Below are 25,378 nucleotides of genomic sequence, written 5' to 3' on the forward strand. Positions count from 1 at the left end.
GGCGGTTTTTGCCCGGTTTTTCTTACTCTTTTACATCCCCGAATTTGACGTGAACTCCCTATTATAAGTTCTCTCCCTCATTAGTCATTCTTCGATGTAAATTGTGAAAATTTCTCTAGTTTCTCGTACAGGAAGTGACACATTCCATTTTTGTCGTCCGCTATACTAATCATTAATAGAAAAAGCCAGGTATTCTTAATTTTTTAGCCTCTTTGGAGGGGGGCCTTATAATAATCATGGTCATTTACATGGATGTCATCTGGTTGTTGAATTTCCTGGCGGACAGCTTGCTGCTGTGGATTACCGCCATCTTTTTAAAGAGACAGGTGAAAATATGGAAAGTTCTGGCGGGCGGGTTGATGGGTTCATGCCTGATTTTGTTCGCTTTAACCCCATTGGCTTCTGTTGCCAGCCACCCAGTTATGAAAATGGGCATTTCCATTTGCATGGTTTTGACAGTATTTGGATTTAAGAGATTCAAGTCCTTCCTTTCCTGTTTGCTGACATTCTATTTCTCGACCTTTCTGATGGGCGGAATTTTAATGGGAACCCATTATTTTCTGACTTATGATCTGAAGCTGAGGACTGCTGTATCGTTGGAAGGTCTCCGTGGATTCGGAGACCCGGTCAGCTGGCTGTTTGTAGCAGCAGCGTTTCCGATCGCCTGGCATTTTTCGAGGAAAAGAGTTGAGGATTTGACTATCTCTTCCATTGAGTATGATGTTCTAATTGATGTCACCATTCAAATCAATGGACTCGATCTTCAATTGAAAGGATTGATTGACAGCGGAAATCAATTGTATGACCCCATATCCAAAACGCCTGTTATGATTGCAGCCGTATCCACATTTAAGGATCAGCTGCCGGAGGAGATTCTGCAATTGTCAGACAAGAATAACAATCCTATTGAACTGGCAGATAAACTTCCGGAGATATGGAGCGAGAAGATGAGGCTGATACCTGCAAAGACACTTGGAGCCAATAACCGGCTGCATTGTGCATTCAAGCCTGAAGCCATATATCTTCAGATGGAGGACGAGCGGAAGGCTGTCCAGAAAGCCCTGATCATTTTTACAGACCAAGAATTATCCAGCGACGGCCGCTTCCAATGCATTGTCCATCCTGCAATAGTGGAACAGGCTGTCGTGCAAACCGCATCTTAGGCACATGTTCGAATAATATGGGAGGAGGAGACTGCGTGAAAAAAATTCGCTTGCATCTCACCTATTACTGGTATAAGGTCCTCAAGAAGCTGGGTTGGAAATCCGATGAAATTTATTATATAGGAGGGAGTGAAGCTTTGCCCCCGCCTCTTTCCAGGGAAGAGGAAGCCATATTGCTCAAAAAGCTCCCAAATGGAGACAAGACGGCGAGGTCCATGTTAATTGAAAGGAATTTGAGACTAGTTGTATATATTGCAAGAAAATTTGAAAATACGGGCATCAATATTGAAGATTTAATAAGCATCGGAACAATCGGCCTGATCAAAGCGGTGAACACATTCAATCCGGAAAAGAAAATAAAGCTTGCTACATACGCATCACGATGCATTGAGAATGAGATATTAATGTATTTGAGACGGAACAATAAAATCAGGTCCGAAGTGTCCTTTGATGAACCGTTAAATATTGACTGGGACGGAAACGAACTGCTTTTATCCGACGTTTTGGGGACAGATAATGATATCATTACAAGGGATATAGAAGCTCACGTTGACAAGAAGCTTTTGCTGACTGCTCTGCAAAAACTGACTCAACGCGAAAAGCAAATTATGGAATTGCGATTTGGCTTGGCTGGAGAGGAAGAGAAGACGCAAAAAGATGTGGCCGAAATTTTAGGTATTTCCCAGTCCTATATTTCCCGTCTTGAAAAAAGAATCATCAAGCGGCTTCGCAAAGAATTTAACAAAATGATTTAATAAGAAAAGCGGAAGCGCCTTGCTCATCGACGTACGGACTGGAGTGCCTCCGACGAGATACAGGAAACACGGCGAGGAAGGCAGGCTCAAGCAGCGACGTCCTGTCGCATCGCCTGCACTAGCACATCCTGTACGTCGGAGCCGATGTTGACTTATCGTAGGAAAGCTACTACTTGAGATGGCCTCGTGTGATGCTTCCTCGAGTTGGCGTCGTGCAGCTTTGCGACGAGGTGAGCCAAACATCCTCGAATAAGCTACGCCGCAGGAGCACATTAAGCGCGAAGTCTGCTAGTCGATAGGCGCTGGAGCCAGACGCAGCATTTAGTAAAAAATAAGTTATTCAAGGTATGGAATTTTATAGTATGCTCAACAAGCGAAATAGATCCATCATCACACCTGTTTTTAATGAATTCCTTTCTATATTTTTTATGCTTCCACAAGTTTAGCCATGCATATATTTTCCTCCTCCGGAGATACTTATTTCTAGCAACTCCTGCTAGGAGGGAAATAAGTGAAGCGAAATAAAGTAGAAATATGCGGTGTGGATACTTCAAAGCTCCCTGTCCTGAAAAACGAGGAAATGCGGGAACTTCTAAAGCAAATGCAGCAGGGTGATTTAACAGCAAGAGAAAAATTGATCAATGGGAATCTTCGTCTGGTGTTAAGCGTCATCCAGCGGTTTAACAACAGGGGAGAGTATGTGGATGACCTATTCCAGGTCGGCTGCATCGGTTTGATGAAATCGATCGACAACTTTGACTTAAGCCAGAATGTCCGGTTTTCCACCTATGCCGTCCCGATGATCATAGGAGAAATTCGCCGTTACTTGCGGGATAATAATCCCATCCGTGTTTCACGGTCATTGCGCGATATCGCTTATAAAGCACTCCATGTAAGAGAACGCCTCATGGCAAAAACCTCCAAAGAGCCTACAGCGGCCGAGATTGCCAGGGAATTGGAAATACCCCATGAAGAAGTTGTTTTTGCGCTGGACGCTATACAGGACCCTGTATCATTATTTGAGCCGATTTATAATGACGGCGGCGATCCGATATTCGTAATGGATCAGTTGAGTGACGAGAGAAGCCGTGACAGTCAATGGATCGAGGAGATTGCACTGCATGACGGACTGCAGCGGCTCAATGACAGGGAAAAAATGATCATTCGAAAGCGCTTTTTCCAAGGCAAAACACAAATGGAAGTGGCAGAGGAAATCGGGATTTCCCAAGCGCAGGTGTCCCGGCTGGAAAAGGCCGCCATTAAACAAATGAATAAGAATATTAATGTTCAATGAGATGGGGTCAGACCCCCTTTACTGCAGTAAAGGGGGTCTGACCCTTTTTTTACTGCATATATATAGATTATAAAAGAAGCGGAAGCGGGGAATTAATATGGTGAGAATTTCGGAGTTTCAAGTAAAGGATGTTGTCAACATATCAGATGGGAGAAAACTGGGTAATATAAGCGACATTGAGATTAATTTGGATAGCGGCAGGATAGAATCGATCATTATAAGTTTTGCAGGAAAACTGCTCGGCTTTTTTGGAAAGGATGATGAAGTTGTCATCCCTTGGAATCAGATCATCAAAATCGGGGAGGATGTCATTCTTGTCAGGTACAACGGATCCCAATATACACAGCAGCAGCTTGGAACGCCAAAAGACTAAATAAATCGGATGCCGTTTGCATGCTTTTATGGTACACTTAAGAAAATGTCTATTTTTAAGGAAAAAACAAGAAGACGCAATAGGGGTAATCAACGTGAGAGATGTAAAAGAGAATCTAGCTTTTATTCAAGGTCAGATAGCGGAAGCATGCGAACGGTCTGGCCGTAATCCTGAACATATTCATATCGTGGCGGTTACGAAGTATGTTTCGGCTGAAAGGGCAGCCGAAGCTTTGGAGGCCGGCATACAGAATCTTGGAGAAAACCGCGACGATGGATTACTCGCCAAGTGGGAAGTATTGAAGGACAAGCCGCTTTGGCATTTTATTGGAACCCTTCAATCCAGGAAAGTCAGAAACATTATCGATAAGGTGGAGTATATCCATTCGCTCGACCGAATGTCATTGGCAAAAGAAATTAATAAACGCGCAGACAAGAGGATAAAATGCTTTATTCAGGTCAATGTTTCCGGGGAGGAATCCAAACATGGCCTTCAGCCAGAAAATACAGTAGAATTTATACAAAAGCTTGAGCCTTATAAAAATATTGAGGTCATCGGGTTAATGACAATGGCTCCATATACAGATGATGAAGAGGTTCTGCGTACATGCTTCCGCCGGCTCAGGAACCTTAAGGAGGAAGTTGAAGGGCTTGGATTAAGGCATGCACCGTGTCACGAGTTATCGATGGGCATGTCAAATGATTATAAAATAGCCATTGAAGAAGGGGCGACATTCGTACGGATAGGTTCTGCCCTTGTCGGAGAATGATGCTAAGGAGGCCGGAAATGGGCATTAAATCAAAGTTCAAAAATTTTTTCCTATTAGAAGATGAATACGAATACGAAGAAGAGAAAAATGAAGTTGAACCTCAAGCAGAAAAGCAGCCCGCGAAGACAGCATCCAGCCGAAAACAAAATGTTGTCAGCCTTCAAAGCGTGCAGCAATCTTCAAAGGTCATACTGATTGAACCAAGAGTGTATGCAGAAGCGCAGGAAGTTGCCGACCATCTTGTCAATCGCCGTGCGGTTTTAGTCAATTTGCAGCGGATCCAGCATGATCAAGCTATCAGGATAGTAGATTTTCTAAGCGGAACGGTTTATGCGATTGGCGGTGATATCCAAAGGGTTGGCAGGGATATTTTCCTTTGCACCCCGGATAATGTGGAAGTATCTGGAAACATTACTGAAATGTTTGATGATGAGAATTACGAAGATCCGAGGTGGTCCTAAACGGCATGAATTTTGTCATAGCGATTATAGTGCAGCTGATTAGCCTATATTCATGGGCATTGATTATATACATATTGATGTCCTGGTTTCCAAATGCAAGGGAGTCATCGATAGGCCAGCTTCTTGGAAGAATTTGTGAACCTTATTTGGAACCTTTTCGAAGAATTGTCCCACCGCTTGGAATGATTGATATATCCCCGATTGTTGCGTTTTTGGTTCTCAGGCTGGCTACAGCGGGCCTGTGGGAAATCGCCAGATGGGTAAGCTAAAAAAGAGGAAAGCTGATGGGCTCTCCTTTTTTCTATTGTTTAGGAGTTGTGAGAATGTCATCAATCTATCAGCACTTCAGGCCGGAAGAAAAGCCATTTATCGATACGGTACTGGATTGGAAAGAGTATGTTGAAAATACATATGCACCCAAGTTGACCGATTTTCTGGATCCGCGGCAGCAATTTATTCTACAGTCTGTCATAGGGGATGGGGCGGATGTCCAATATGGATTTTTCGGAGGAAGGGAGCGGAGCGAGCGAAAAAGGGCCCTTTTATATCCGGAATATTTTAAGCCTGAAGAAAAGGATTTTCATATTGGCTTATATGAAATAGAGTATCCGCGTAAATTTATTAAGATTGAACACCCCATGGTTTTGGGTTCTTTAATGTCATTAGGGGTAAAGAGGGATAAGTTTGGCGACATTCTGGCCGATGGTGACCGTATTCAGTTTTTTTCAAATGAAGAGATCGAATCATTTTTAATGACGGAATTACAGGAAATCGGGCGGGCATCCGTACAGCTGCGGAAACTTCCGTTGGAAGAGGCCGTCCAGGTGCCGGAGCAGTGGAAAGAGAAGGAAATATCAGCCGCATCATTAAGGCTGGATGGAATCATTTCCGCGGCATTCAATTTATCAAGACAAAAATCGCAAGTGTTGATTGAACAGAAGCTTGTTAAACTGAATTGGAAAACAGTTGAAAACCCCGCTGCGGAATGCATGGAGGGTGACCTCATTTCCGCACGGAGGCTTGGAAGATGTAAAATCATCGGACTGTTGGGCACTACGAAGAAAAACAAGGCAAGGCTGAAAATTGGATTATTAAAATAATATTAAAATAAAAAAGAAACCCGCCAATTTTAGACGAAATTCGAGTATAATAAGATAAGAATAATAGACGTTAGCAATGGAGGTGGCAAGATGCCGTTAACACCAGTCGATATACATAACAAGGAGTTCAGCAAAGGATTTCGGGGATATGATGAGGATGAAGTCAATGAGTTTCTGGATCAGGTCATAAAAGACTATGAATTGGTCATCCGGGAAAAAAAAGAACTCGAAGAAAAGATCGCCTCAATGAATGAGAGGCTTGGGCATTTCAGCACAATTGAAGAAACACTCAACAAATCAATTGTTGTAGCCCAGGAAGCTGCAGAAGAAGTGAAAGGCAACGCGATGAAGGAAGCGAAACTCATCATAAGGGAAGCGGAGAAAAACGCTGACCGGATTGTCAATGAGTCGTTATCCAAAGCGCGTAAAATCGCACTTGAAATTGAGGAATTAAAGAAGCAGTCAAAAGTATTCCGCACACGGTTCAGAATGCTGATTGAAGCCCAGCTCGATTTGATCAATAATGATGATTGGGATCAGCTCATGGAATTTGAACTGGATGCAACCGAACTGAACTCCTTGGAAGAAGTCGAAGAATTGGATTAAAACTTGACTCCCGATTTACGATTCTCATATAATGGAATAAATTATTTATATGTTTTAAACGATGAAAGGGAGAGTACAGTCTCATTTTCCGTTGAAAGCGAACTGGGGATGGTGGAAGCCCGGAAATGGAAGAGACTTGGAAAATCACCCTCGAGTACTCGATTCGAAAGCTTGGCAAGTAGAAAAGAGCGATTCATCCACGATACGGATTTATGAGCGGGCAATGATAATGTAATTGTCTATTTGGGTGGTACCGCGGGAAAACAGTCTTCTCGTCCCTTTTGGGGCGGGAAGTTTTTTTGTTTAAGACTAAACTAAACAAGGAGGAAAATGCATTGGATTACAAAGATACGCTGCTCATGCCGAAAACGGACTTCCCCATGCGTGGAAATCTGCCGAAAAGAGAGCCGGAAATGCAGGCGAAGTGGGAAGAGGAAAACATTTATCAAAAAGTCCAGGAGCGTACGAAAGGCAGGCCGCTTTATATTTTGCATGATGGGCCGCCGTATGCCAACGGTGACCTTCATATGGGCCACGCCCTTAATAAAACATTAAAGGATTTCATCGTACGGTACAAATCAATGGCCGGCTTCTGCGCTCCATATGTTCCCGGCTGGGATACACATGGACTCCCAATCGAGCAGGCACTTACCAATAAAGGGGTCAACCGCAAGGAAATGTCTGTAGCCGAATTCAGGGAGAAATGCGCGCAATACGCATACGAGCAAATTGACAATCAGAGAACGGAATTCAAACGCCTGGGAATCAGAGGAGATTGGGAAAATCCATACATTACACTGAAGCCCGCGTATGAAGCCGAACAAATCAAAGTGTTCGGGGAGATGGCCAAAAAGGGATATATTTACAAAGGGAAGAAGCCTGTCTACTGGTCGCCTTCCAGTGAATCGGCCCTTGCAGAGGCAGAAATTGAATATAAAGATAAGCGCTCGCCGTCTATTTATGTTTCTTTTAAAGTGACGGATGGAAAAGGGGTTGTCGAAAATGGAAGCAATATTATTATCTGGACAACAACCCCATGGACAATTCCTGCAAACCTCGCTATTGCGGTCCATCCTGACTTCACCTACGCTGTGATTGAACATGAAGGGAAAAAGTACATTGCCGCAGAAGACCTTGTGTCAAATTTAAAAGAAGTACTTGATTGGCAGGATGCCAATGTTGCGGCAACAATGAAAGGAAAGGACCTTGAGTTCGTAGTTGCCAAGCATCCGTTTTATGACAGAGATTCGATTGTCATTTTAGGTGAACACGTGACGATGGATTCCGGTACCGGCTGCGTCCACACTGCTCCGGGACACGGGGAAGACGACTTCAATATTGGCCAAAAATATGGGCTTGAAGCCCTTTGCCCTGTTGACGACAAAGGGCATATGACAGAAGAGGCTCCTGGGTTTGAAGGCTTGTTTTATGATGCGGCCAATAAACCGATTACAGAAAAGCTTCAAGAAGCCGGTGCGTTGTTAAAGCTGGAATTCATTACTCACTCGTATCCGCATGACTGGCGGACCAAAAAGCCGGTCATCTTCCGGGCGACATCCCAATGGTTCGCTTCGATCAAAGATTTCAGGGAAGACATCCTTGAAGCTGTCAAAGAGGTCAAGTGGGTGCCTAAGTGGGGAGAAACAAGGCTTTATAATATGGTCAGGGACCGCGGAGACTGGTGTATCTCCCGTCAAAGGGTATGGGGAGTGCCAATTCCGGTATTTTATGCCGAAAATGGTGAAGCCATTATTACGGATGAAACGATTTCCCGTGTATCAGAGCTTTTCCGTGAACACGGGTCCAATATCTGGTTTGAGAAAGAGGCATCTGAATTGCTGCCTGAAGGCTTTACCCATCCGGGAAGCCCTAACGGGATCTTTACAAAAGAAACGGATATTATGGACGTCTGGTTTGATTCCGGTTCTTCACATCAGGGAGTTTTAGTGGAAAGAGATGACTTAAGACGCCCGGCCGACCTTTATTTGGAAGGCTCGGACCAATATCGCGGGTGGTTCAACTCTTCTTTGACGACTGCCGTGGCCGTTACAGGAAACGCCCCTTATAAAGGTGTTTTGAGCCATGGGTTTGTCCTTGACGGAGAAGGCCATAAAATGAGTAAATCCCTTGGAAATGTCATTGTTCCGGCAAAAGTGACCAACCAATTTGGGGCAGAAATCCTCCGTCTATGGGTGGCATCCGTTGATTATCAGTCGGATGTAAGAATTTCTGACGCCATTTTGAAGCAGGTCAGTGAGGTGTACCGGAAAATCCGGAACACATTCCGCTTCCTGCTTGGCAACCTTGCTGACTTTAAACCGGAAGAAAATACTGTGGCATTTGATGAACTGCGGGAAGTGGATCAATTTTTGTTGATCAGGCTGAACAATTTGGTCAGAGAATCGCTTAAAGCATATGACGAATTCGAGTTTGCCGATATTTACCATGCGGTCAATAACTTCTGTACAGTTGATCTGAGTTCGTTTTATATGGATTTTGCAAAAGATGTTCTTTATATCGAGGCGGAAGACAACTTTGAAAGAAGAGCGATGCAGACTGTCATGTATAAGTGTGCAGTTTCTTTGGCAAAACTGTTATCGCCGATTTTGCCGCATACGGCAGATGAGGTGTGGACACATATCCCCGGAGTACAGGAGGAAAGCGTCCAGTTGACTGATATGCCGGAAGTGGAGGAGTTTGCCAATGCCGAAGAGCTCGAGAAGAAATGGAAAGAATTCCTTCTTGTCAGGAACGACGTGTTAAAAGCATTGGAAGAAGCAAGGAATGAAAAAGTAATCGGAAAATCATTAACTGCCAAAGTAAGCTTATATGTTAATGAAGATGTCAAAAACTTGCTTGACAGCATCTCCGAGAGTTTGAAACAATTGTTCATCGTCTCCGGGTTCGAAGTGGCCGGATCATATGATGAAGCGCCGGAACAGGCTTTGAAGCTTGATAAGGCAGCGGTTGTTGTTGAAAAAGCCGACGGCGAAACATGTGAACGATGCTGGGTCGTAACACCTGAAGTGGGAAAAGTGGAAGAATATCCCACCATTTGCCCGCGTTGTGCATCAGTTGTTGAACAACTCAAGTAAAAATCAGCCCTCCGTCCTTGGAGGGCTTCTTCCGTTATTGGAATACCGTTTTCTTTGAGCTTATAATAACTATTTAATTTCCGCCTTTTATGCTAAAATTCAAAAGAACAACTTTTTCGATTCGGGGGTTTGCTCGTGGGTTATTATTTAATCGCATTATTTGTCATTATTTTGGACCAGTTCACTAAATGGACGGTCGTCCGTAATATGGAAATCGGAGAAAGCATTAAAATCATAGATCATTTTTTTTATCTCACTTCCCATCGCAATAAAGGGGCGGCGTGGGGTATGCTGGAAGGCCAAATGTGGCTGTTCTATATTATAACGCTCATCGTCGTTTCCGGGATCATCTATTATATGCAGACGCAGGCCAAAGGCAAGCCTTTGTTCCAGGTCAGCCTCGCTTTTATTTTGGGGGGAGCGGTCGGCAATTTCATTGACCGCCTGTTTAGAAAAGAAGTTGTCGATTTTTTGGATACATATATATTTGGATATGATTTCCCCATTTTCAATATTGCCGACTCGGCCTTGACCATTGGCGTCATCCTTCTTTTTATCCAAATGTTTAAGGAAGAACGAAAAGAAAAGGTGAGTGAACATGGAAAAAGTTGACTACCGGGTAAAGGAAGAAGAAAGCGGGGAGCGGATTGACAAACTGGTTGCCGCTATCGGTGAAAATTGGTCGCGCTCCCAAGTGCAGCAATGGATAAAGGACGGACATATTTCCGTTAATGGGGAATCGGTCAAAGCAAATTATAAATGCAGCTCAAATGATCTTATTGTTATACAGGTGCCGGATCCGGAGCCTCTTGATGTTGAACCGGAGGAAATGGATCTTGACATTTATTACGAAGACGGGGATGTGCTTGTCGTCAATAAGCCGAAAGGGATGGTTGTCCACCCTGCACCGGGCCATCCATCCGGAACGTTAGTGAACGGGCTGATGGCCCATTGCAAAGATTTGTCGGGAATCAATGGCGTTTTGAGACCGGGAATCGTCCATAGAATCGATAAGGATACATCCGGTCTTTTAATGGTGGCAAAAAATGACCAAGCCCATGAAAAGCTTGTTCAGCAGTTAGTGGATAAAACAGTAACGAGAAAATATTTTGCTCTTGTCCATGGGGTGATTCCGCATGATCACGGAACGATAGATGCCCCGATTGGAAGGGATCCGATCGAACGCCAGAGCATGGCCGTCAACGAAAAAGGAAAATTGGCGGTTACCCATTTTACTGTACTGGAGCGGCTCGAACCTTATACGTTTCTGGAATGTACCCTGGAAACCGGCAGGACTCATCAAATCAGAGTCCATATGAAATATATCGGGCATCCGCTCGTTGGGGATCCAAAATATGGGCCGCGAAATACACTGTCCACTGACGGGCAGGTTTTGCATGCAGGGGTTCTTGGGTTTTTGCACCCCCGCATAGGGGAGTACAAAGAGTTCAGTGCCCCGCTGCCGGATTATTTTATTCAATTGCTAAATAAACTTCGACAAAATCATTGACAATCATCCCGGTGAAGGCTATATTGATTATAGTTGAATATGAACCTTTAAATCGGTCCCGTGAGGCCGGGAAGGTACGGATTAATTTGCATTGATTGATATGCTGATATTCTGTTGTCATCATTTGTACCCTCCTGCTGAGCCGCGGGAGGGCTTTTTTCATTGTAAAGGGGTGTGGAAAACGTGAAGCCGAAAGCAATTGTTCTTGATGAAAAAGCAATACATCGGGCATTGACCAGAATTGCGCATGAGATTATTGAACGGAACAAAGGGATTGAAGACTGTGTATTGGTCGGAATCAAAACACGGGGAATTGATCTCGCACAGAGATTGGCCGATCGGATTAAACGCATCGAAGGCGAAGACATACCTGTCGGTGAATTGGATATCACGCTTTACAGGGATGATTTGACCATTAAAACGGAAAGTACCGAACCGGAGGTCTTAGGATCAAACCTTCCGGTCGATATCAAGAATAAGAAAGTGATTTTGGTGGATGATGTTTTATATACAGGCAGGACAGTGAGGGCTGCCATGGATGCTTTGGTCGACATCGGCCGTCCATCTCAAATCCAGCTCGCTGTTCTGGTTGACAGAGGACATCGTGAACTGCCGATCCGTGCAGATTTTATCGGTAAAAACATTCCTACTTCAAGTCTTGAGAGAATTGTTGTTGAACTTATGGAAACAGACGGGCATGATCAGGTAGGAATTTATGAAAGTGAATAATACCCTTTTAATTCAGTCCCGTGAGACTGGCAAAGGGAGGTTTTTAAAGGGAAGCCGGAAAATTGTGCCGGCTTCATTTTGCAAACCCTCTTTGCCGGAATAAAGGCATAGAGGGTTTTTTTATGACAATCTTAGAAAGAACGGTGAGCGGCCATGAGTAATCTTTTTTCCATGAGGGATTTATCCACAAAGGAAATACATGAGATTTTGCATACAGCGGAATCATTTGCCAAGGGAGAAATTTGGACTCCCGCAAAACAAACCTTCGCAGTCAACTTGTTTTTTGAACCGAGCACAAGGACAAAAACAAGCTTTGAAATGGCTGAACGCAAATTGGGCATGGAAGTGATTCCTTTTGAAACAGGCACATCAAGCATTTTAAAAGGGGAAACGCTGGAGGATACACTGAAAACACTTGAATCAATGGGGGTGGACCTTGCGGTCATCCGCCATAAGCAGGATGCTTACTATGAATCCCTGGCAGGAAAATTTCAAATGAAAATTGTCAATGGGGGAGATGGCTGCGGCCAGCATCCGACACAGTCATTATTGGATCTGCTGACAATCAAACAGGAATTTGGAAAGTTTGAAGGTTTAAAGGTGACAATTGTCGGCGACTTGAGCCACAGCCGGGTTGCAAGGTCCAACACGGAAGCATTAACCGCACTGGGATCCGAAGTTTTTTACTCAGGGCCGCCTGAATGGTTTGAAGGTGACCCGGAAAATGCCCAAAACTACGTGGACATTGATGAAGCGATCGGGTTTTCGGATGTACTTATGCTTTTGAGGATTCAGCATGAAAGACACAATACAATGATGGACCTGACAGTAGAGCAATATCATGAAAGATACGGTTTGACGCCGGAGAGGGAAAAGAGGATGAAGCCTGAAAGCATCATCATGCATCCCGGGCCAGTGAACAGAGGTGTCGAAATAGCCGGCAGTCTTGTGGAAAGCTGCAAATCCAGGATTTTTAAGCAAATGGAAAATGGCGTATATGCAAGAATGGCAGTTATAAAACACATTCTTGAAAAATAAAGGAGGAAGCCCGCATGAATTGGCTGATCAAAAATGGAAAAGTACTGCAAGATAATGGTGAACTGAAAGAAATGGATATAAGAGTCAAAGATGGCCTTATCGCCGAAGTTGGGAATCTGGAAAACAAGGGGGAGAAAGAGTATGATGCAGCGGGGCTGCTGATCACACCAGGATTAGTGGATCTCCACATCCATCTAAGGGAACCGGGCGGAGAACAAAAAGAAACCATTGAAACGGGAACCAAGGCAGCGGCAAAAGGCGGTTTTACAACTGTGGCCTCCATGCCAAACACGAATCCTGTTCCGGATAACCCTGATAAAATGGAGTGGCTTGTTGGCCGCATCAAAGAAACTGCCCATGTCAATGTTCTCCCTTATGCTGCGATTACTCACGGCCTGCAGGGAGAGGAACTTGTTGATTTCAAGGGATTGAAGGAAGCGGGAGCCTTCGCTTTTACAGATGATGGAGTCGGTATCCAGACAGCTGCCAAAATGTATGAAGCTATGCAAAAGGCTGCAGAACTGGATATGGCAATCGTCGCCCATTGTGAAGACAATTCGCTGATCTATGGCGGTGCCCTTCATGAAGGGGAGTTTTCCAGAAAATCGGGAGTTCCGGGAATCCCATCCATATGCGAATCTGTCCATATTGCGCGGGATGTGCTGCTCGCTGAAGCGGCAGACTGCCATTACCATGTATGCCATATCAGCACAAAAGAGTCTGTTCGGACAGTGAGGGATGCGAAAAGGGCAGGGATTAAAGTGACAGCGGAAGTCAGCCCGCATCATCTGCTCCTGTGTGATGAAGATATTACGGATGCCAATGATACGAATTTCAAAATGAACCCGCCTCTCCGCGGAAAAGAAGACCGCGAGGCCCTGATTGAAGGGCTGCTGGATGGGACAATCGATTTCATTGCAACAGACCACGCCCCTCATACAGCAGAGGATAAAGCAAAGAAAGTGACCGAGGCTCCTTTCGGAATCGTCGGCCTTGAAACGGCCTTTCCGCTGCTTTATACGCACTTTGTGGAAAAAGGCTATTGCACATTGAAACAATTGGTTGACTGGATGACAGCAGCGCCTTCCAACACATTCAAGCTGGGCTGCGGAACTTTGGATATAGGAAAACCTGCTGATATTACCCTGATTGATTTGGAAAAAGAACAAAAAATTGATTCAGGCAAGTTTTTATCTAAAGGAAAAAACACACCGTTCAGCGGGTGGACATGCAAAGGATGGCCTGCAGCCACCTTTGTCAACGGAGAAATCAAATGGTCGGAAGGACGTGACAATTGATGAAACGCCAGCTCATTCTCGAAGATGGAACAGTTTTTATCGGCGAAGCAATCGGAAGTGAAAAAGAGACGACAGGTGAAATTATTTTTAACACTAGCATGACCGGTTATCAGGAGATCATTTCCGATCCGTCCAATTACGGACAGATTATCGTGTTCGGATTTCCGCAAATCGGAAACTATGGAATCAACCGTGATGATTTTGAAAGCATCCAGCCAGTCATCAAAGGTGTCGTAGTAAAAGAAGCGGCCGACTACCCGTCAAACTGGCGCAGCAACATGTCCTTTGGCGAGTTTTTAAAAGCGAAGGAAATCCCGGGTATTAGCGGTATCGATACAAGAAAATTGATCAGGATCATCAGATCAAAAGGAACGATGAAAGGGGTCATGTGCGGATTTGGAGAGAGCATTGAAACGCATCTTTCCCGCCTTCATGCAGTTGAAAGCCTGCCGGATCAGGTAAAGCAGGTGTCGACGGTCAAACCGTTCCCGGCACCGGGACGCGGCAGCAGTGTCATCGTCATGGACTTCGGTTTGAAGCACGGGCTTTTACGCGAGCTTACCAAGCGGGGGTGCGATGTTACAGTCGTTCCTTATCAAACCACTGCAGATGAGATCCTTTCCTTGCAGCCGGACGGTGTGATTTTGTCCAACGGGCCGGGAAACCCGGAAAACGTTCCTGAAGCGATTGAGACGATACGTGAAATTCAAGGAAAAGTACCTCTTTTTGGCATAGGCCTTGGCCATCAATTGTTTGCCCTTGCAAATGGCTGCAAAACAAAGAAGATGTTTGTCGGCCATCGGGGGGGAAGTTATCCCGTGAAAGATCTGGCAACGGGCAAAGTGGTTTTCACCTCCCAAAACCATGGATATGAAGTGGATAAACAATCGGTGGATGGAAGCAAGCTGACTATCACTCACGTTGAGTTGAACGAAGGCTCCATCGAGGGGCTATCCCATCAAAATCAACTGGCCTTCTCTGTACAATTTGAACCGGAAGGCGCACCGGGATCGGAAGATGCCAAGTATATATTTGATCAATTTTTGAAGTTAATGGATGAAAATAAAAGAAAGGCGGATGACCATGCCGAAAAGAACTGACATCAAAAGTATTTTAGTAGTGGGGTCAGGCCCCATCGTAATTGGACAGGCGGCTGAATTCGACTATGCCGGCACTCAGGCTTGCCTTGCTCTGAAAGAAGAAGGGTACAGGGTCATCCTTATCAATTCAAACCCCGCGACCATCATGACAGATTCCGAGATTGCGGATGCTGTTTATATCGAACCGCTGACTCTTGAATTTGTCAGCCGCATTATCAGAAAAGAAAGGCCGGATGCCATCCTGCCTACACTCGGCGGACAGACCGGCTTGAATATCGCCATGCAGCTGGCCAAAGCAGGTGTTCTTGAAGAATGCAATGTTGAAATACTTGGTACGAAACTGTCAGCTATTGAACAGGCGGAGGACAGGGATCAATTCAGAAGCTTGATGAACGAATTGAATGAGCCGGTGCCTGAAAGTGCCATCGTCCATACGCTGGAAGAAGCAGTAAATTTTGTTGAAGAAATTGGGTTTCCTGTTATTGTCCGGCCTGCGTATACACTTGGCGGAACAGGCGGAGGTATTTGCAAAAACAGCGAGGAGCTTGATTCCATCGTATCAAGCGGTTTGAAAAACAGCCCTGTCAACCAATGCCTGATTGAAAAAAGCATTGCCGGATATAAGGAAATAGAATTTGAAGTGATGAGAGATGCCAATGACAATGCGATTGTCGTCTGCAATATGGAAAATGTGGATCCTGTCGGAGTCCATACCGGCGACTCCATCGTCGTCGCCCCTTGCCAAACATTGAGCGACAGGGAAATCCAATTGATGAGAAACACTTCTTTGAAATTGATCCGTGCACTTGGAATCGAAGGGGGATGCAATGTCCAGCTTGCCCTTGATCCTGAGAGTTTCCAATACTATATCATTGAAGTGAATCCGCGTGTCAGCCGTTCATCTGCGCTTGCTTCCAAGGCAACAGGATTTCCGATTGCGAAACTCGCAGCAAAAATTGCTGCCGGATATACTTTGGATGAACTCATGAACCCTGTGACAGGGAAAACGTATGCCTGCTTTGAACCGGTCATCGATTACATTGTAACTAAAATTCCGAGATGGCCTTTTGATAAATTCGAATCTGCAAACAGAAGCCTTGGAACTCAAATGAAAGCGACAGGCGAAGTAATGGCAATCGGCCGCAGCTTTGAAGAATCATTGCTAAAAGCGGTGCGCTCCCTAGAGATCAACTTGTATCACTTGGAAAACGAGGAAGCCAGAGCGATGGAACAGTCAGAGCTTCAGGCTGGAATCGAAAATGCTACAGACGAACGGCTTTTCGTTGTGGCAGAAGCGTTGAGAAGAGGAATCACGATACAAACCATCCATGATTGGAGCAAGATCGACCTATTTTTCCTGCACAAACTAAACAAAATCATCGAACTTGAAAATAAGCTGAAAAAAGAACCATTTAGTGCTGAACTGGCAGTTCAAGCGAAGAAAATGGGTTTTGCAGACATCACTCTTGCAAAACTGTGGGAAAGCAATGAAAAGGAAATTTATGACTGGCGCAAAAACAATGAGCTCGTGCCGGTATATAAAAAGGTAGATACATGTGCAGCTGAATTCGAATCCGAAACTCCGTACTTCTACGGTACTTATGAAGAGGAAAATGAATCAGAGCGCACCGGCAAAAAAAGTGTTATCGTACTAGGATCAGGACCGATCCGCATCGGCCAGGGCATCGAGTTTGACTATGCGACTGTACACAGTGTATGGGCCATCCAGCAGGCAGGTTACGAAGCGATCATCATCAACAATAACCCTGAGACTGTGTCGACGGACTTCAGCATTTCTGACAAGCTTTATTTTGAGCCGCTTACGATTGAAGATGTCATGCATATCATCGATTTGGAGCAGCCGATTGGTGTAGTCGTCCAGTTCGGCGGCCAAACAGCAATCAATCTGGCAGCAGAGCTTTCCGAACGCGGAGTAAAGATTCTGGGCACTTCACTTGAAAGTCTTGACAGGGCAGAAGACAGGGAACAATTTGAGCATGCTCTTTCTGAGCTGAACATACCTCAGCCAAAAGGGAAGACCGCTTTTTCAGTCGATGAGGCTGTGAAAATCGCCTCTGATATTGGCTACCCTGTGCTGGTGCGCCCTTCCTATGTCCTTGGTGGAAGAGCGATGGAAATTGTCTATGAGGAAAAAGAACTGCTCCATTACATGGAAAATGCCGTAAAAATCAATCCAGAACATCCGGTTCTTGTAGACCGTTATTTGACAGGAAAAGAGATTGAAGTCGACGCGATTTCCGACGGGGAAAATGTGTTGATTCCCGGTATCATGGAGCATATTGAACGGGCAGGGGTCCACTCAGGAGACTCGATTGCAGTATATCCGCCGCAAAATATCAGTGCGGACATGATCAAGAAGATTGAAGATGCAACGATCCGCCTTGCCAGGGGACTTGAGATTATCGGACTTTTGAACATTCAATATGTCATTTCGAACAATGAATTGTATGTCATTGAAGTAAACCCGCGTTCAAGCAGAACAGTGCCATTTTTAAGCAAAATCACCGGCATTCCGATGGCAAATCTCGCTACGAAAGTGATTCTGGGCAAGAAGCTGCCTGAGCTGGGCTATGAAACAGGCCTTAGCCAGGAGATGAGCGGTGTCTATGTAAAAGTTCCAGTTTTCTCGTTCGCCAAGCTTCGGAGGGTGGATATCAACCTGGGACCTGAAATGAAGTCCACCGGGGAAGTTATGGGCAGAGACAGGACGATGGAAAAAGCGTTATATAAAGGGCTTGTCGCTTCCGGAATAGAAATTAAGACGCACGGTACCGTATTGATTACGGTAGCTGACAAGGACAAGGATGAAGCAGTGAAACTCGCTGAAAGGTTCTCGGCCATCGGTTACCAGATCATTGCTACCAGTGGAACGGCGAAAGCCATTTCGGATTCGGGCATTAAGGTCCAAACCGTCGATAAAATTGGAGCCTCCGGCCATAACTTGCTCGATACGATCAGACAGGGGGATGCTCAGCTTGTCATCAATACATTGACAAGAGGAAAGCAGCCACGCAGAGACGGTTTCCGTATCAGAAGAGAATCCGTTGAAAATGGCATCCCATGTTTGACATCGCTGGATACAGCCAAAGCAATTCTCGACGTCCTTGAATCGATGGTTCTTTCCGCTGAAGCAATGCCGTCCGGTAAAAAGGCGGTTCAATAATGGGCGGGAAAAATTTGCCGATCATAGCACTTGATTTTCCGGATATAGAAACAGCTTGGGATTTCTTGAGCCGATTCGACGGAGAAAAGCTGTATGTAAAAGTTGGAATGGAGCTCTATTACCGGGAGGGACCGGAGCTCCTCCACTTCCTGAAAGAAAAAGGACATTGGATTTTTCTAGATTTAAAGCTGCATGACATTCCCAATACGGTTCATCGGGCAATGAAAGTTCTCGCTGGACTTTCGGTTGATATGGTCAATGTCCATGCAGCAGGCGGAACAGAAATGATGAAAGCGGCCCTTTCCGGATTGGAAGAAGGGACAAAAGCGGGTCAGACCCGTCCTGCTTTGATTGCTGTCACGCAGCTGACAAGCACGAGTGAAGAACAAATGCAGCGTGAGCAATTGATCAACCGGACAATCGACGAATCTGTCCTCCATTATGCATTGCTTGCCAGGGAATCAGGCCTCGATGGGGTTGTATGTTCCGCTTTTGAAGCTGCTTCCATTGCAAAGAAAGCTGGATCCGGCTTTTTGAGGGTGACTCCGGGAATCCGGATGACCGGCAGCAAAAGCGATGATCAAAAGCGGGTCGTGACCCCGACGAAAGCCCGAGAAATGGGATCATCGATGATTGTAATCGGACGCCCGGTTACGCAAGCGGACAACCCGGTTTTATCCTATAAAAAAGTGTTGACAGAATGGGAGAGGTAAAGTGATGAGCGAATCAATTGCCGAACATTTACTTGATATAAAAGCCGTCTTTTTGCAGCCGAACGATCCGTTCACATGGTCGTCCGGGATGAAGGCGCCTATCTATTGCGATAATCGATTAACGATGTCTTATCCGAAAGTCAGAAAAGCAATTGCTGAAGGGCTGGCGGAACTGATCAGAAAACAATTCCCTGAAGTGGAACTTATCGCAGGAACAGCTACGGCAGGCATTCCGCATGCGGCATGGATCAGCGACATACTGGGCCTGCCCATGTGCTATGTCAGATCAAAAGCCAAGTCCCATGGAAAGGGAAATCAAATAGAAGGAAAAGCTTCGAAGGGGCAGAAAGTCGTTGTTGTTGAAGACCTGATCTCTACCGGAGGAAGCTCCATCACTGCTGTCAAAGCGCTTCAAGAGGCAGGCTGCGATGTTTTGGGTGTTGTCAGTATTTTTTCCTATGAGCTGGATAAAGCGAAAAAATCTTTTGGTGAAGAAGGCATCAAGGCTTTTTCTTTAACGGGTTATTCAAACCTGATTGAAACAGCATTCAATAAAGAACTGATCAAAGAAGAAGATCTTGAAACACTCCGCAACTGGCGCGAAAACCCGGAAGAATGGGGAAAAACAGAATAAAAGAAGATAGGGCTGTCCGGAAGGGCAGCCTTCGCTTTTGTGCTTGGAGCATCCAGCCTTCCTTGTTTATTTGAAATGCATTACAATAATAGTAATAACTCAACGAGGTGATAAGGATGAGTATTCGCAAAGAGGACGTTTATAAGCTTGTTGATCAAATGGACGAAGATGAGACTGAACAAGCGTATGAAATGCTTAAACTTTTATTATCCAAAAAAGGGAAGGGATTATACGAGCTTGCTGAAGCAGACAACACGCCATTGGATGAGGAGGAATTGAAAGAGCTGACTGATGTCATTAAAGAAGAATCTGTAGACTGGGAGGAAGTAAAGCGTGAGCTCGGTTTATAGAGTGAAATTAAAGAAGACAGCTATTAAATTCTTACAGAGGCAGGACGCAATTCGCCAGCTACAGATAAAAGAAATCATTGAACAACTTAGAATGAATCCTTACGAAGTGGCCAATGTAAAACCGCTACAGGGATTTGAAGAAAAAACATTCCGTGTCCGGTTTGGCCAGTTTAGAATAATCTATCAAGTAATCGATCATGAACTCACTATTTTAGTCTTAAAAATAGGTCCACGAGGCGATGTATACAAATAAATATTAAAACAACCTATTCTGGAAAATCCTCTCAAAAAATCGGCTATCAGAATACCCCCTTGCTTAAATAAAAATAAAGGAATCTCGAAAAAGGCATGCGGTATTACAGTGTTTAATTGAAGTAATCAATAGGACTGTGAAGAAAGTTGAAAGGTGTGGACATTGATGGGGAAAGCAAGAAGAAGTCTGATTGGGCAAAAGCTAAAAAACGCTGCCGTCTTAAAGAAGCAGACATTCCAATGGCAAATGCCGCAAGCCTTTCCGAAAGCCGGTATCAAACTAACATAACGTCGCTAAAGCATTCCGGCTTTCGTATGGCTATATTGCTTATTACCGTTTCACTTTCATCGATCTCACCCGTTCCTCATCCGGTGTCACGTAGACGGTCTGCTGCTGGTCATAGATGACAAATCCCGGCTTTGCGCCGTTCGGCTTTTTAACATGGCGGATTTTCGTGTAGTCGACGGGTACGGAAGAAGAATCTCTCGCTTTGCTGAAATAGGCGGCAAGCATTGCAGCTTCCAGGATGGTCTCATCCGTTGGATCGGTACTGCGGATAACGACATGGGAACCCGGAATATCTTTCGTATGGAGCCAGATTTCGTCCCTGCGGGCCAATTTGTTTGTTAAATAATCATTTTGCTTATTATTTTTTCCCACAAGGATTTCGGTTTTGTCGCTTGCTTCATACCTCTCAACAGCAGGCTTTCCCGCCGGCTTTTTCCTTGACCTGTTTTGCCGGCGCCTTATATAGCCTTCTTCGATCAACTCATCGCGAATTTCATCAATATCTTCGACTGATGCAGAGGATAATTGCTGGAGCAGCCCATCAAAATAAGTGATTTCTTCCTTTGCCTGTTGAATCTGTTGTTTGACTACGCTAATGGATTTCTTGGCCTTTTGATATTTGGTGAAAAAGCTTTGCGCATTTTCCGATGGCCCCTTTCGGGGATCCAGCGGGATGCTGACTGTTCCGCCCTCAGTGTCATAATAATTCACAACGGAAACTTCTTTCATGCCCCTTTTGACAAGATGCATATTAGCAGTTAAAAGCTCTCCAAGAAGCTGAAGCTTGTCGGCTTGTTCAGCTTTATCCAATGTCGCCTCAAGCTTGATGATTTTCTTTTCATTTTTTTCCTTCTCATTCTTCATCAATCTTTCCAGGTCCATCGCCTGCTGTTTGACCCGGTCCCTTTCGGCCTTGCCGAAATAGAAGCTGTCCAGCATACTGCTTAATGTAGAAAAAGGCTTGGATTCTCCCTTCATATGCGTAAGCGGCTGCAGATAAAAAGCGCTTTTGCCCCCGGAACTTGTGATGGTATAATGGTATTGATGTGAATTTACTTGTTCCATAATTTCCAAGAAAACCGGTGGAAGGGTGCTCCTGTTGATCATGCCACAGCGGAAGGTGATCTCTTTGGCAAAAAGCGGAGAAATTCCCGCGAACTGCTGCACTATTTGCCGGTCGATTTTTCCGCTGTTAAAGTCGATGTTCCGCATCACATCCTCGGTGCCTGCTTCCAATGGATTCAACTTGTTCTGTGCGGGCGGAAATATATACGTGCCGCCGGGCAATACAGTCCTGTAGCTGTTCACTGAAGCGGGAATATGCTTGATGCTGTCTATTATTTTATCATTTGCCTGATCCACAAGAATGATATTGCTGTGCCTTCCCATAATCTCCATGATTAAAAGCTTGATTGATTCATCACCGAGCTCATCTCTGCCTTTCAATTCAAAAATGACAATTCTGTCAAGTCCGGACTGGTATATATTTTGGACAATGGCGCGGTCCAGATGTTTTCTCATCATCATGCAGAACATGGGAGGCTCATCAGGACTCGAATATGATTCCTCTGTCAACTGTACCCGGGAATAGCTGGGATGGGCGGAAAGCAGAAGTTTATGGTTCTTTCCTTTCGCCCTGACAGTAATGACCATTTCATTTTTATACGGCTGCTGAATTTTATTGATCCTACCGCCAATCAATGTTTCAGAAAGTTCCTTTGTCATAGCCCTGGTAAACAGTCCGTCAAAAGCCATTAAAAACATCCTTTACTTAATATAATTATGATTCCGTGTTTTTTTACCTATAAGAAAAATTATATCATGAATGGCCCTGTTCCTGAATAAGCTTGCAATGATAAGGACAACTATTGCTTGTCATAGGGGAAGGCGGTTGTGCGATGATATACCACCAAATGGATGCAAATGAGGCGGCGAAGTCGCTTCATACAAATACAAAGACAGGATTGTCTACTAAGATGGCTGATGAGAGAAGAAAAAAGGTTGGCCGGAATGAACTGTCAGAAGGGGAAAAACAATCTGCCATCCTTCTTTTCTTCAGCCAATTCAAGGATTTTATGGTGCTTGTATTATTGGCGGCCACGCTAATATCCGGGCTGCTCGGTGAATATGTCGATGCGGTCGCGATCATGGTCATTGTTTTAATCAATGGCTTACTTGGTTTTATCCAGGAAAGCAAAGCAGAAAAATCCCTGCAGGCATTAAAAAATTTATCCGCGCCAAAGGTCAACGTCCTCCGGGACGGGCGGTGGATGAAAATAGATTCAAAAGATGCGGTGCCGGGTGATATTCTCAAACTTTCAAGCGGTGACCGGGTAGGAGCCGATATGCGGATCATCGTTTCAAACAATTTGGAAATAGAGGAGTCGGCTCTGACCGGGGAATCGATACCTGCACAGAAACATTCAGATCTCATTCTGGAGGAAAATCCTTCTCTCGGAGATTTAAACAATATGGCTTTTATGGGAACGATGGTGACCCGGGGAAATGGGATAGGCATCGTCACGGCAACCGGAATGAACACGGCGATGGGAAAAATTGCCGGGATGATCCAAACCGCCGAAACGATCATGACTCCGCTGCAAAGAAGACTCGATCAGCTTGGAAAAATTTTAATCACAGTCGCGCTGCTTCTGACAGTAGCGGTCGTATTGGCAGGTATTTTCCATGGTCATGATATTTATACGATGTTCCTGGCAGGTGTCTCCCTTGCTGTCGCGGCCATTCCGGAAGGCCTGCCCGCCATTGTCACGATTGCCCTGTCACTGGGCGTCCAAAGGATGATCCGTAAAAATGCGATCGTCCGAAAGCTTCCGGCTGTTGAGACGCTCGGATGTGCCTCGGTCATTTGCTCAGACAAGACGGGAACAATGACCCAAAATAAAATGACCGTCACCCATTTATGGGGCGGCGGAAAAACATGGACAGTGGCCGGTTCCGGGGAATTTTTCGCCCAGGACAAAAAAATTGAGGTTGAAAGGGAGAAAACACTATACCAGCTTCTCACTTTTGGGACACTGTGCAATAATGCCGAAATCAAAATGTCAGGCAAGGAACTGAACGTGGACGGGGATCCGACGGAAGGTGCGTTGTTAATCGCAGGGGCAAAGGCCGGGATCGATAAAAAATCCCTTCTCGGACAGTTCCTCATCGAAAAGGAATATCCATTCGATTCCGCCCGCAAGATGATGAGCGTTATTGTAAAAGGTCCTTCCGGAGAGCGTTTTGTCATTACAAAAGGCGCACCAGATGTCCTGTCGTTAAAAAGTGATGCCATCCTGTGGGAGGGAAAACAAAAAGCCTTAAGCGGCCAGCTGATGCAGGAGGTCCAAGGAGCTGTGAAACAGTTGGCATCCATGGCGCTCAGGACAATTGCCATAGCCTATAAGCCTTTGAGAGGCCCAATTCCGGAAAGAGCCGAAGATGTTGAGAAAAATTTGACATTGATCGGTTTACAGGGAATGATCGATCCCCCGCGTCCTGAAGTGAAAGCAGCTGTCGCTGAGTGTAAGAGGGCAGGGATCAAGACGGTAATGATCACAGGCGACCATGTTGAAACCGCGTGTGCCATTGCCAGCCAGCTTGGTATCTTGTCAAACGGTGCCAAGGAAACAAAGGTAATGGATGGACGCAGGCTCAATGAGCTTTCTGTGAAGGATCTTGAAACCGTAGTGGAAGACATATCTGTTTTTGCGAGAGTATCTCCGGAGCATAAATTGAAAATAGTCAATGCACTGCAGAACAAAGGCCACATTGTAGCGATGACAGGCGATGGTGTAAACGATGCCCCTGCCATCAAAGCAGCCGATATTGGAATCGCGATGGGAATCACCGGGACAGACGTGGCCAAGGAAGCATCTTCCCTTATCCTTCTGGATGATAACTTTGCAACGATCAAAGCGGCAATCAAAGAGGGAAGGAATATTTATGAAAATATCCGGAAATTCATCCGGTATTTGCTGGCATCAAATGTGGGGGAAATACTTGTCATGCTGTTTGCCATGCTAATGTCCCTGCCGCTCCCCCTAGTTCCCATCCAAATCTTATGGGTCAATCTGGTCACTGATGGATTGCCGGCTATGGCTCTCGGGCTGGATCAGCCGGAGGAAAACGTGATGCAAAGAAATCCGCGGCATCCCAAAGAAGGCGTTTTTGCCCGCGGACTCGGCTGGAAAATCCTTTCCCGCGGATTTTTGATCGGAGTTGTCACTTTGGCTGCTTTTGTCATCGTCTATCATCGCAATCCAAATGATTTACCGTATGCCCAGACAGTTGCTTTTGCCACTCTCGTCATGGCCCAGCTCATACATGTATTTGACTGCCGGAGCGAAATATCGATTTTTTCCCGAAATCCCTTTGAAAATAAATATTTGGTCTGGGCGGTCATTTCCTCGGCATTGCTGATGTTTATCGTCATTTATGTCCCTGTTTTCCAGCCGATTTTCCACACGGTGGCAGTTGAACCGAGAGACTGGCTGTTGATCCTTGGCCTGAGTGCAGTCCCCACCTTTTTGCTGGCAGGAACGTTTTTTTCAAGAAAAAGAAAATAGTGTATGTTATAATCAACAAGGTAATAGAGATATCTATTGCCTTTTTTTCTTCAAGTTAAAAAAATAAAAAGAATGGAAACTAATCAAGGCGCTTGCG

Annotated in this window: 24 protein-coding genes and 1 other annotated feature; of the genes, 22 read left to right on the plus strand and 2 right to left on the minus strand. The window is 45.1% G+C overall.

The window, feature by feature from the left end:
* Window positions 1–236: 236 nt before the first annotated feature.
* The 12 genes from spoIIGA to D4N35_RS02515 all read left to right on the plus strand — a co-directional run bounded on the left by spoIIGA (window position 237) and on the right by D4N35_RS02515 (window position 11,126).
* Complete coding sequence (spoIIGA, locus tag D4N35_RS02460) at window positions 237–1,163, plus strand: sigma-E processing peptidase SpoIIGA (protein ID WP_120069468.1); 927 nt, start codon at window positions 237–239, stop codon at window positions 1,161–1,163.
* A 35-nt stretch (window positions 1,164–1,198) separates the two neighbouring features.
* Window positions 1,199–1,918, plus strand: coding sequence for an RNA polymerase sporulation sigma factor SigE (sigE, locus tag D4N35_RS02465; protein WP_120069472.1), 720 nt, complete (start codon window positions 1,199–1,201; stop codon window positions 1,916–1,918).
* Window positions 1,919–2,429: 511 nt separating this feature from the next.
* Window positions 2,430–3,212: an RNA polymerase sporulation sigma factor SigG gene (gene sigG / locus D4N35_RS02470; protein ID WP_120069475.1), complete on the plus strand. Its 783-nt coding sequence runs from the start codon at window positions 2,430–2,432 to the stop codon at window positions 3,210–3,212.
* Window positions 3,213–3,309: 97 nt separating this feature from the next.
* Window positions 3,310–3,585: a YlmC/YmxH family sporulation protein gene (locus D4N35_RS02475; RefSeq protein ID WP_120069479.1), complete on the plus strand. Its 276-nt coding sequence runs from the start codon at window positions 3,310–3,312 to the stop codon at window positions 3,583–3,585.
* 94 nt (window positions 3,586–3,679) lie between these two features.
* Window positions 3,680–4,354, plus strand: coding sequence for a YggS family pyridoxal phosphate-dependent enzyme (locus D4N35_RS02480; protein WP_120069481.1), 675 nt, complete (start codon window positions 3,680–3,682; stop codon window positions 4,352–4,354).
* Window positions 4,355–4,371: 17 nt separating this feature from the next.
* The gene (locus tag D4N35_RS02485; RefSeq protein WP_120069484.1) at window positions 4,372–4,815 is read left to right on the plus strand and encodes a cell division protein SepF; all 444 of its coding nucleotides are present in this window, start codon (window positions 4,372–4,374) and stop codon (window positions 4,813–4,815) included.
* Between the two features lie 5 nt (window positions 4,816–4,820).
* Window positions 4,821–5,084 carry a YggT family protein gene (locus D4N35_RS02490; RefSeq protein ID WP_120069487.1) on the plus strand — a complete coding sequence of 88 codons (264 nt, stop codon included), beginning with the start codon at window positions 4,821–4,823 and terminating at the stop codon, window positions 5,082–5,084.
* A 54-nt stretch (window positions 5,085–5,138) separates the two neighbouring features.
* Window positions 5,139–5,915, plus strand: coding sequence for a YlmH family RNA-binding protein (locus D4N35_RS02495; protein ID WP_120069490.1), 777 nt, complete (start codon window positions 5,139–5,141; stop codon window positions 5,913–5,915).
* 90 nt (window positions 5,916–6,005) lie between these two features.
* Window positions 6,006–6,521 (plus strand): DivIVA domain-containing protein, encoded by a 516-nt coding sequence (locus D4N35_RS02500; protein ID WP_120069493.1) that lies wholly within the window; start codon window positions 6,006–6,008, stop codon window positions 6,519–6,521.
* A gap of 52 nt (window positions 6,522–6,573) precedes the next feature.
* Window positions 6,574–6,804: a binding site (T-box leader), on the plus strand.
* Window positions 6,805–6,856: 52 nt separating this feature from the next.
* Entirely contained in the window at window positions 6,857–9,616 is a 2,760-nt protein-coding gene (gene ileS, locus D4N35_RS02505; protein ID WP_120069496.1) for an isoleucine--tRNA ligase, read from the plus strand.
* A gap of 135 nt (window positions 9,617–9,751) precedes the next feature.
* The gene (lspA, locus tag D4N35_RS02510) at window positions 9,752–10,228 is read left to right on the plus strand and encodes a signal peptidase II (RefSeq protein WP_120069498.1); all 477 of its coding nucleotides are present in this window, start codon (window positions 9,752–9,754) and stop codon (window positions 10,226–10,228) included.
* Complete coding sequence (locus tag D4N35_RS02515) at window positions 10,215–11,126, plus strand: RluA family pseudouridine synthase (protein ID WP_120069501.1); 912 nt, start codon at window positions 10,215–10,217, stop codon at window positions 11,124–11,126. The genes lspA and D4N35_RS02515 overlap by 14 nt, the downstream gene beginning before the upstream one ends.
* On the opposite strand, the gene D4N35_RS18030 is transcribed toward D4N35_RS02515, so the two are convergent.
* A complete protein-coding gene (locus tag D4N35_RS18030; protein ID WP_164876269.1) occupies window positions 11,089–11,250 on the minus strand; it encodes a hypothetical protein in 162 nt (53 codons plus the stop codon). The two genes, D4N35_RS02515 and D4N35_RS18030, sit on opposite strands and share 38 nt — an antisense overlap.
* Before the next feature lie 59 nt (window positions 11,251–11,309).
* Between D4N35_RS18030 and pyrR the strand changes: the two genes are divergently transcribed.
* The 9 genes from pyrR to D4N35_RS02560 all read left to right on the plus strand — a co-directional run bounded on the left by pyrR (window position 11,310) and on the right by D4N35_RS02560 (window position 20,425).
* Window positions 11,310–11,855, plus strand: coding sequence for a bifunctional pyr operon transcriptional regulator/uracil phosphoribosyltransferase PyrR (gene pyrR / locus D4N35_RS02520; protein WP_120069504.1), 546 nt, complete (start codon window positions 11,310–11,312; stop codon window positions 11,853–11,855).
* Window positions 11,856–12,008: 153 nt separating this feature from the next.
* Window positions 12,009–12,893, plus strand: coding sequence for an aspartate carbamoyltransferase catalytic subunit (locus tag D4N35_RS02525; protein ID WP_120069507.1), 885 nt, complete (start codon window positions 12,009–12,011; stop codon window positions 12,891–12,893).
* A 14-nt stretch (window positions 12,894–12,907) separates the two neighbouring features.
* Window positions 12,908–14,191 (plus strand): dihydroorotase, encoded by a 1,284-nt coding sequence (pyrC, locus tag D4N35_RS02530; protein ID WP_120069510.1) that lies wholly within the window; start codon window positions 12,908–12,910, stop codon window positions 14,189–14,191.
* A complete protein-coding gene (locus D4N35_RS02535) occupies window positions 14,191–15,291 on the plus strand; it encodes a carbamoyl phosphate synthase small subunit (protein WP_120069856.1) in 1,101 nt (366 codons plus the stop codon). Before pyrC ends, D4N35_RS02535 begins: the two co-directional genes overlap by 1 nt.
* On the plus strand, window positions 15,275–18,475 hold the full coding sequence (gene carB, locus D4N35_RS02540; RefSeq protein WP_120069513.1) for a carbamoyl-phosphate synthase large subunit: 3,201 nt from the start codon (window positions 15,275–15,277) through the stop codon (window positions 18,473–18,475). Before D4N35_RS02535 ends, carB begins: the two co-directional genes overlap by 17 nt.
* A complete protein-coding gene (gene pyrF, locus D4N35_RS02545) occupies window positions 18,475–19,188 on the plus strand; it encodes an orotidine-5'-phosphate decarboxylase (protein ID WP_120069516.1) in 714 nt (237 codons plus the stop codon). The genes carB and pyrF overlap by 1 nt, the downstream gene beginning before the upstream one ends.
* A 4-nt stretch (window positions 19,189–19,192) precedes the next feature.
* The gene (gene pyrE, locus D4N35_RS02550; RefSeq protein WP_120069859.1) at window positions 19,193–19,822 is read left to right on the plus strand and encodes an orotate phosphoribosyltransferase; all 630 of its coding nucleotides are present in this window, start codon (window positions 19,193–19,195) and stop codon (window positions 19,820–19,822) included.
* 116 nt (window positions 19,823–19,938) lie between these two features.
* A complete protein-coding gene (locus D4N35_RS02555; protein ID WP_120069520.1) occupies window positions 19,939–20,172 on the plus strand; it encodes a hypothetical protein in 234 nt (77 codons plus the stop codon).
* A complete protein-coding gene (locus tag D4N35_RS02560; protein ID WP_120069523.1) occupies window positions 20,156–20,425 on the plus strand; it encodes a type II toxin-antitoxin system RelE family toxin in 270 nt (89 codons plus the stop codon). Before D4N35_RS02555 ends, D4N35_RS02560 begins: the two co-directional genes overlap by 17 nt.
* 330 nt (window positions 20,426–20,755) lie before the next feature.
* Here the strand turns inward: D4N35_RS02560 and D4N35_RS02565 are convergent, their stop codons facing one another.
* Window positions 20,756–22,468, minus strand: a complete 1,713-nt coding sequence (locus tag D4N35_RS02565) for an Rqc2 family fibronectin-binding protein (protein ID WP_120069527.1) — start codon at window positions 22,466–22,468, stop codon at window positions 20,756–20,758.
* Window positions 22,469–22,611: 143 nt separating this feature from the next.
* Here D4N35_RS02565 and D4N35_RS02570 point away from each other — a divergent pair, with 143 nt between their 5' ends.
* Window positions 22,612–25,281, plus strand: a complete 2,670-nt coding sequence (locus tag D4N35_RS02570) for a calcium-translocating P-type ATPase, SERCA-type (RefSeq protein WP_120069530.1) — start codon at window positions 22,612–22,614, stop codon at window positions 25,279–25,281.
* The last annotated feature ends 97 nt before the right edge of the window (window positions 25,282–25,378 follow it).

The organism is Siminovitchia fortis (assembly GCF_003605365.2).
Taxonomy (GTDB): domain Bacteria; phylum Bacillota; class Bacilli; order Bacillales; family Bacillaceae_C; genus Siminovitchia; species Siminovitchia fortis.

Excerpts from the sequence above, each read along its gene's own strand:
- spoIIGA (WP_120069468.1), top strand. The coding sequence starts at position 237 with ATGGTCATTTACATGGATGTCATCTGGTTGTTGAATTTCCTGGCGGAC.
- D4N35_RS02475 (WP_120069479.1), top strand. The coding sequence starts at position 3,310 with ATGGTGAGAATTTCGGAGTTTCAAGTAAAGGATGTTGTCAACATATCA.
- D4N35_RS02485 (WP_120069484.1), top strand. The coding sequence starts at position 4,372 with ATGGGCATTAAATCAAAGTTCAAAAATTTTTTCCTATTAGAAGATGAA.
- D4N35_RS02490 (WP_120069487.1), top strand. The coding sequence starts at position 4,821 with ATGAATTTTGTCATAGCGATTATAGTGCAGCTGATTAGCCTATATTCA.
- D4N35_RS02495 (WP_120069490.1), top strand. The coding sequence starts at position 5,139 with ATGTCATCAATCTATCAGCACTTCAGGCCGGAAGAAAAGCCATTTATC.
- D4N35_RS02500 (WP_120069493.1), top strand. The coding sequence starts at position 6,006 with ATGCCGTTAACACCAGTCGATATACATAACAAGGAGTTCAGCAAAGGA.
- D4N35_RS02515 (WP_120069501.1), top strand. The coding sequence starts at position 10,215 with ATGGAAAAAGTTGACTACCGGGTAAAGGAAGAAGAAAGCGGGGAGCGG.
- D4N35_RS18030 (WP_164876269.1), bottom strand. The coding sequence starts at position 11,250 with ATGATGACAACAGAATATCAGCATATCAATCAATGCAAATTAATCCGT.
- D4N35_RS02525 (WP_120069507.1), top strand. The coding sequence starts at position 12,009 with ATGAGTAATCTTTTTTCCATGAGGGATTTATCCACAAAGGAAATACAT.
- pyrC (WP_120069510.1), top strand. The coding sequence starts at position 12,908 with ATGAATTGGCTGATCAAAAATGGAAAAGTACTGCAAGATAATGGTGAA.
- D4N35_RS02535 (WP_120069856.1), top strand. The coding sequence starts at position 14,191 with ATGAAACGCCAGCTCATTCTCGAAGATGGAACAGTTTTTATCGGCGAA.
- carB (WP_120069513.1), top strand. The coding sequence starts at position 15,275 with ATGCCGAAAAGAACTGACATCAAAAGTATTTTAGTAGTGGGGTCAGGC.
- pyrF (WP_120069516.1), top strand. The coding sequence starts at position 18,475 with ATGGGCGGGAAAAATTTGCCGATCATAGCACTTGATTTTCCGGATATA.
- pyrE (WP_120069859.1), top strand. The coding sequence starts at position 19,193 with ATGAGCGAATCAATTGCCGAACATTTACTTGATATAAAAGCCGTCTTT.
- D4N35_RS02555 (WP_120069520.1), top strand. The coding sequence starts at position 19,939 with ATGAGTATTCGCAAAGAGGACGTTTATAAGCTTGTTGATCAAATGGAC.
- D4N35_RS02565 (WP_120069527.1), bottom strand. The coding sequence starts at position 22,468 with ATGGCTTTTGACGGACTGTTTACCAGGGCTATGACAAAGGAACTTTCT.
- D4N35_RS02570 (WP_120069530.1), top strand. The coding sequence starts at position 22,612 with ATGATATACCACCAAATGGATGCAAATGAGGCGGCGAAGTCGCTTCAT.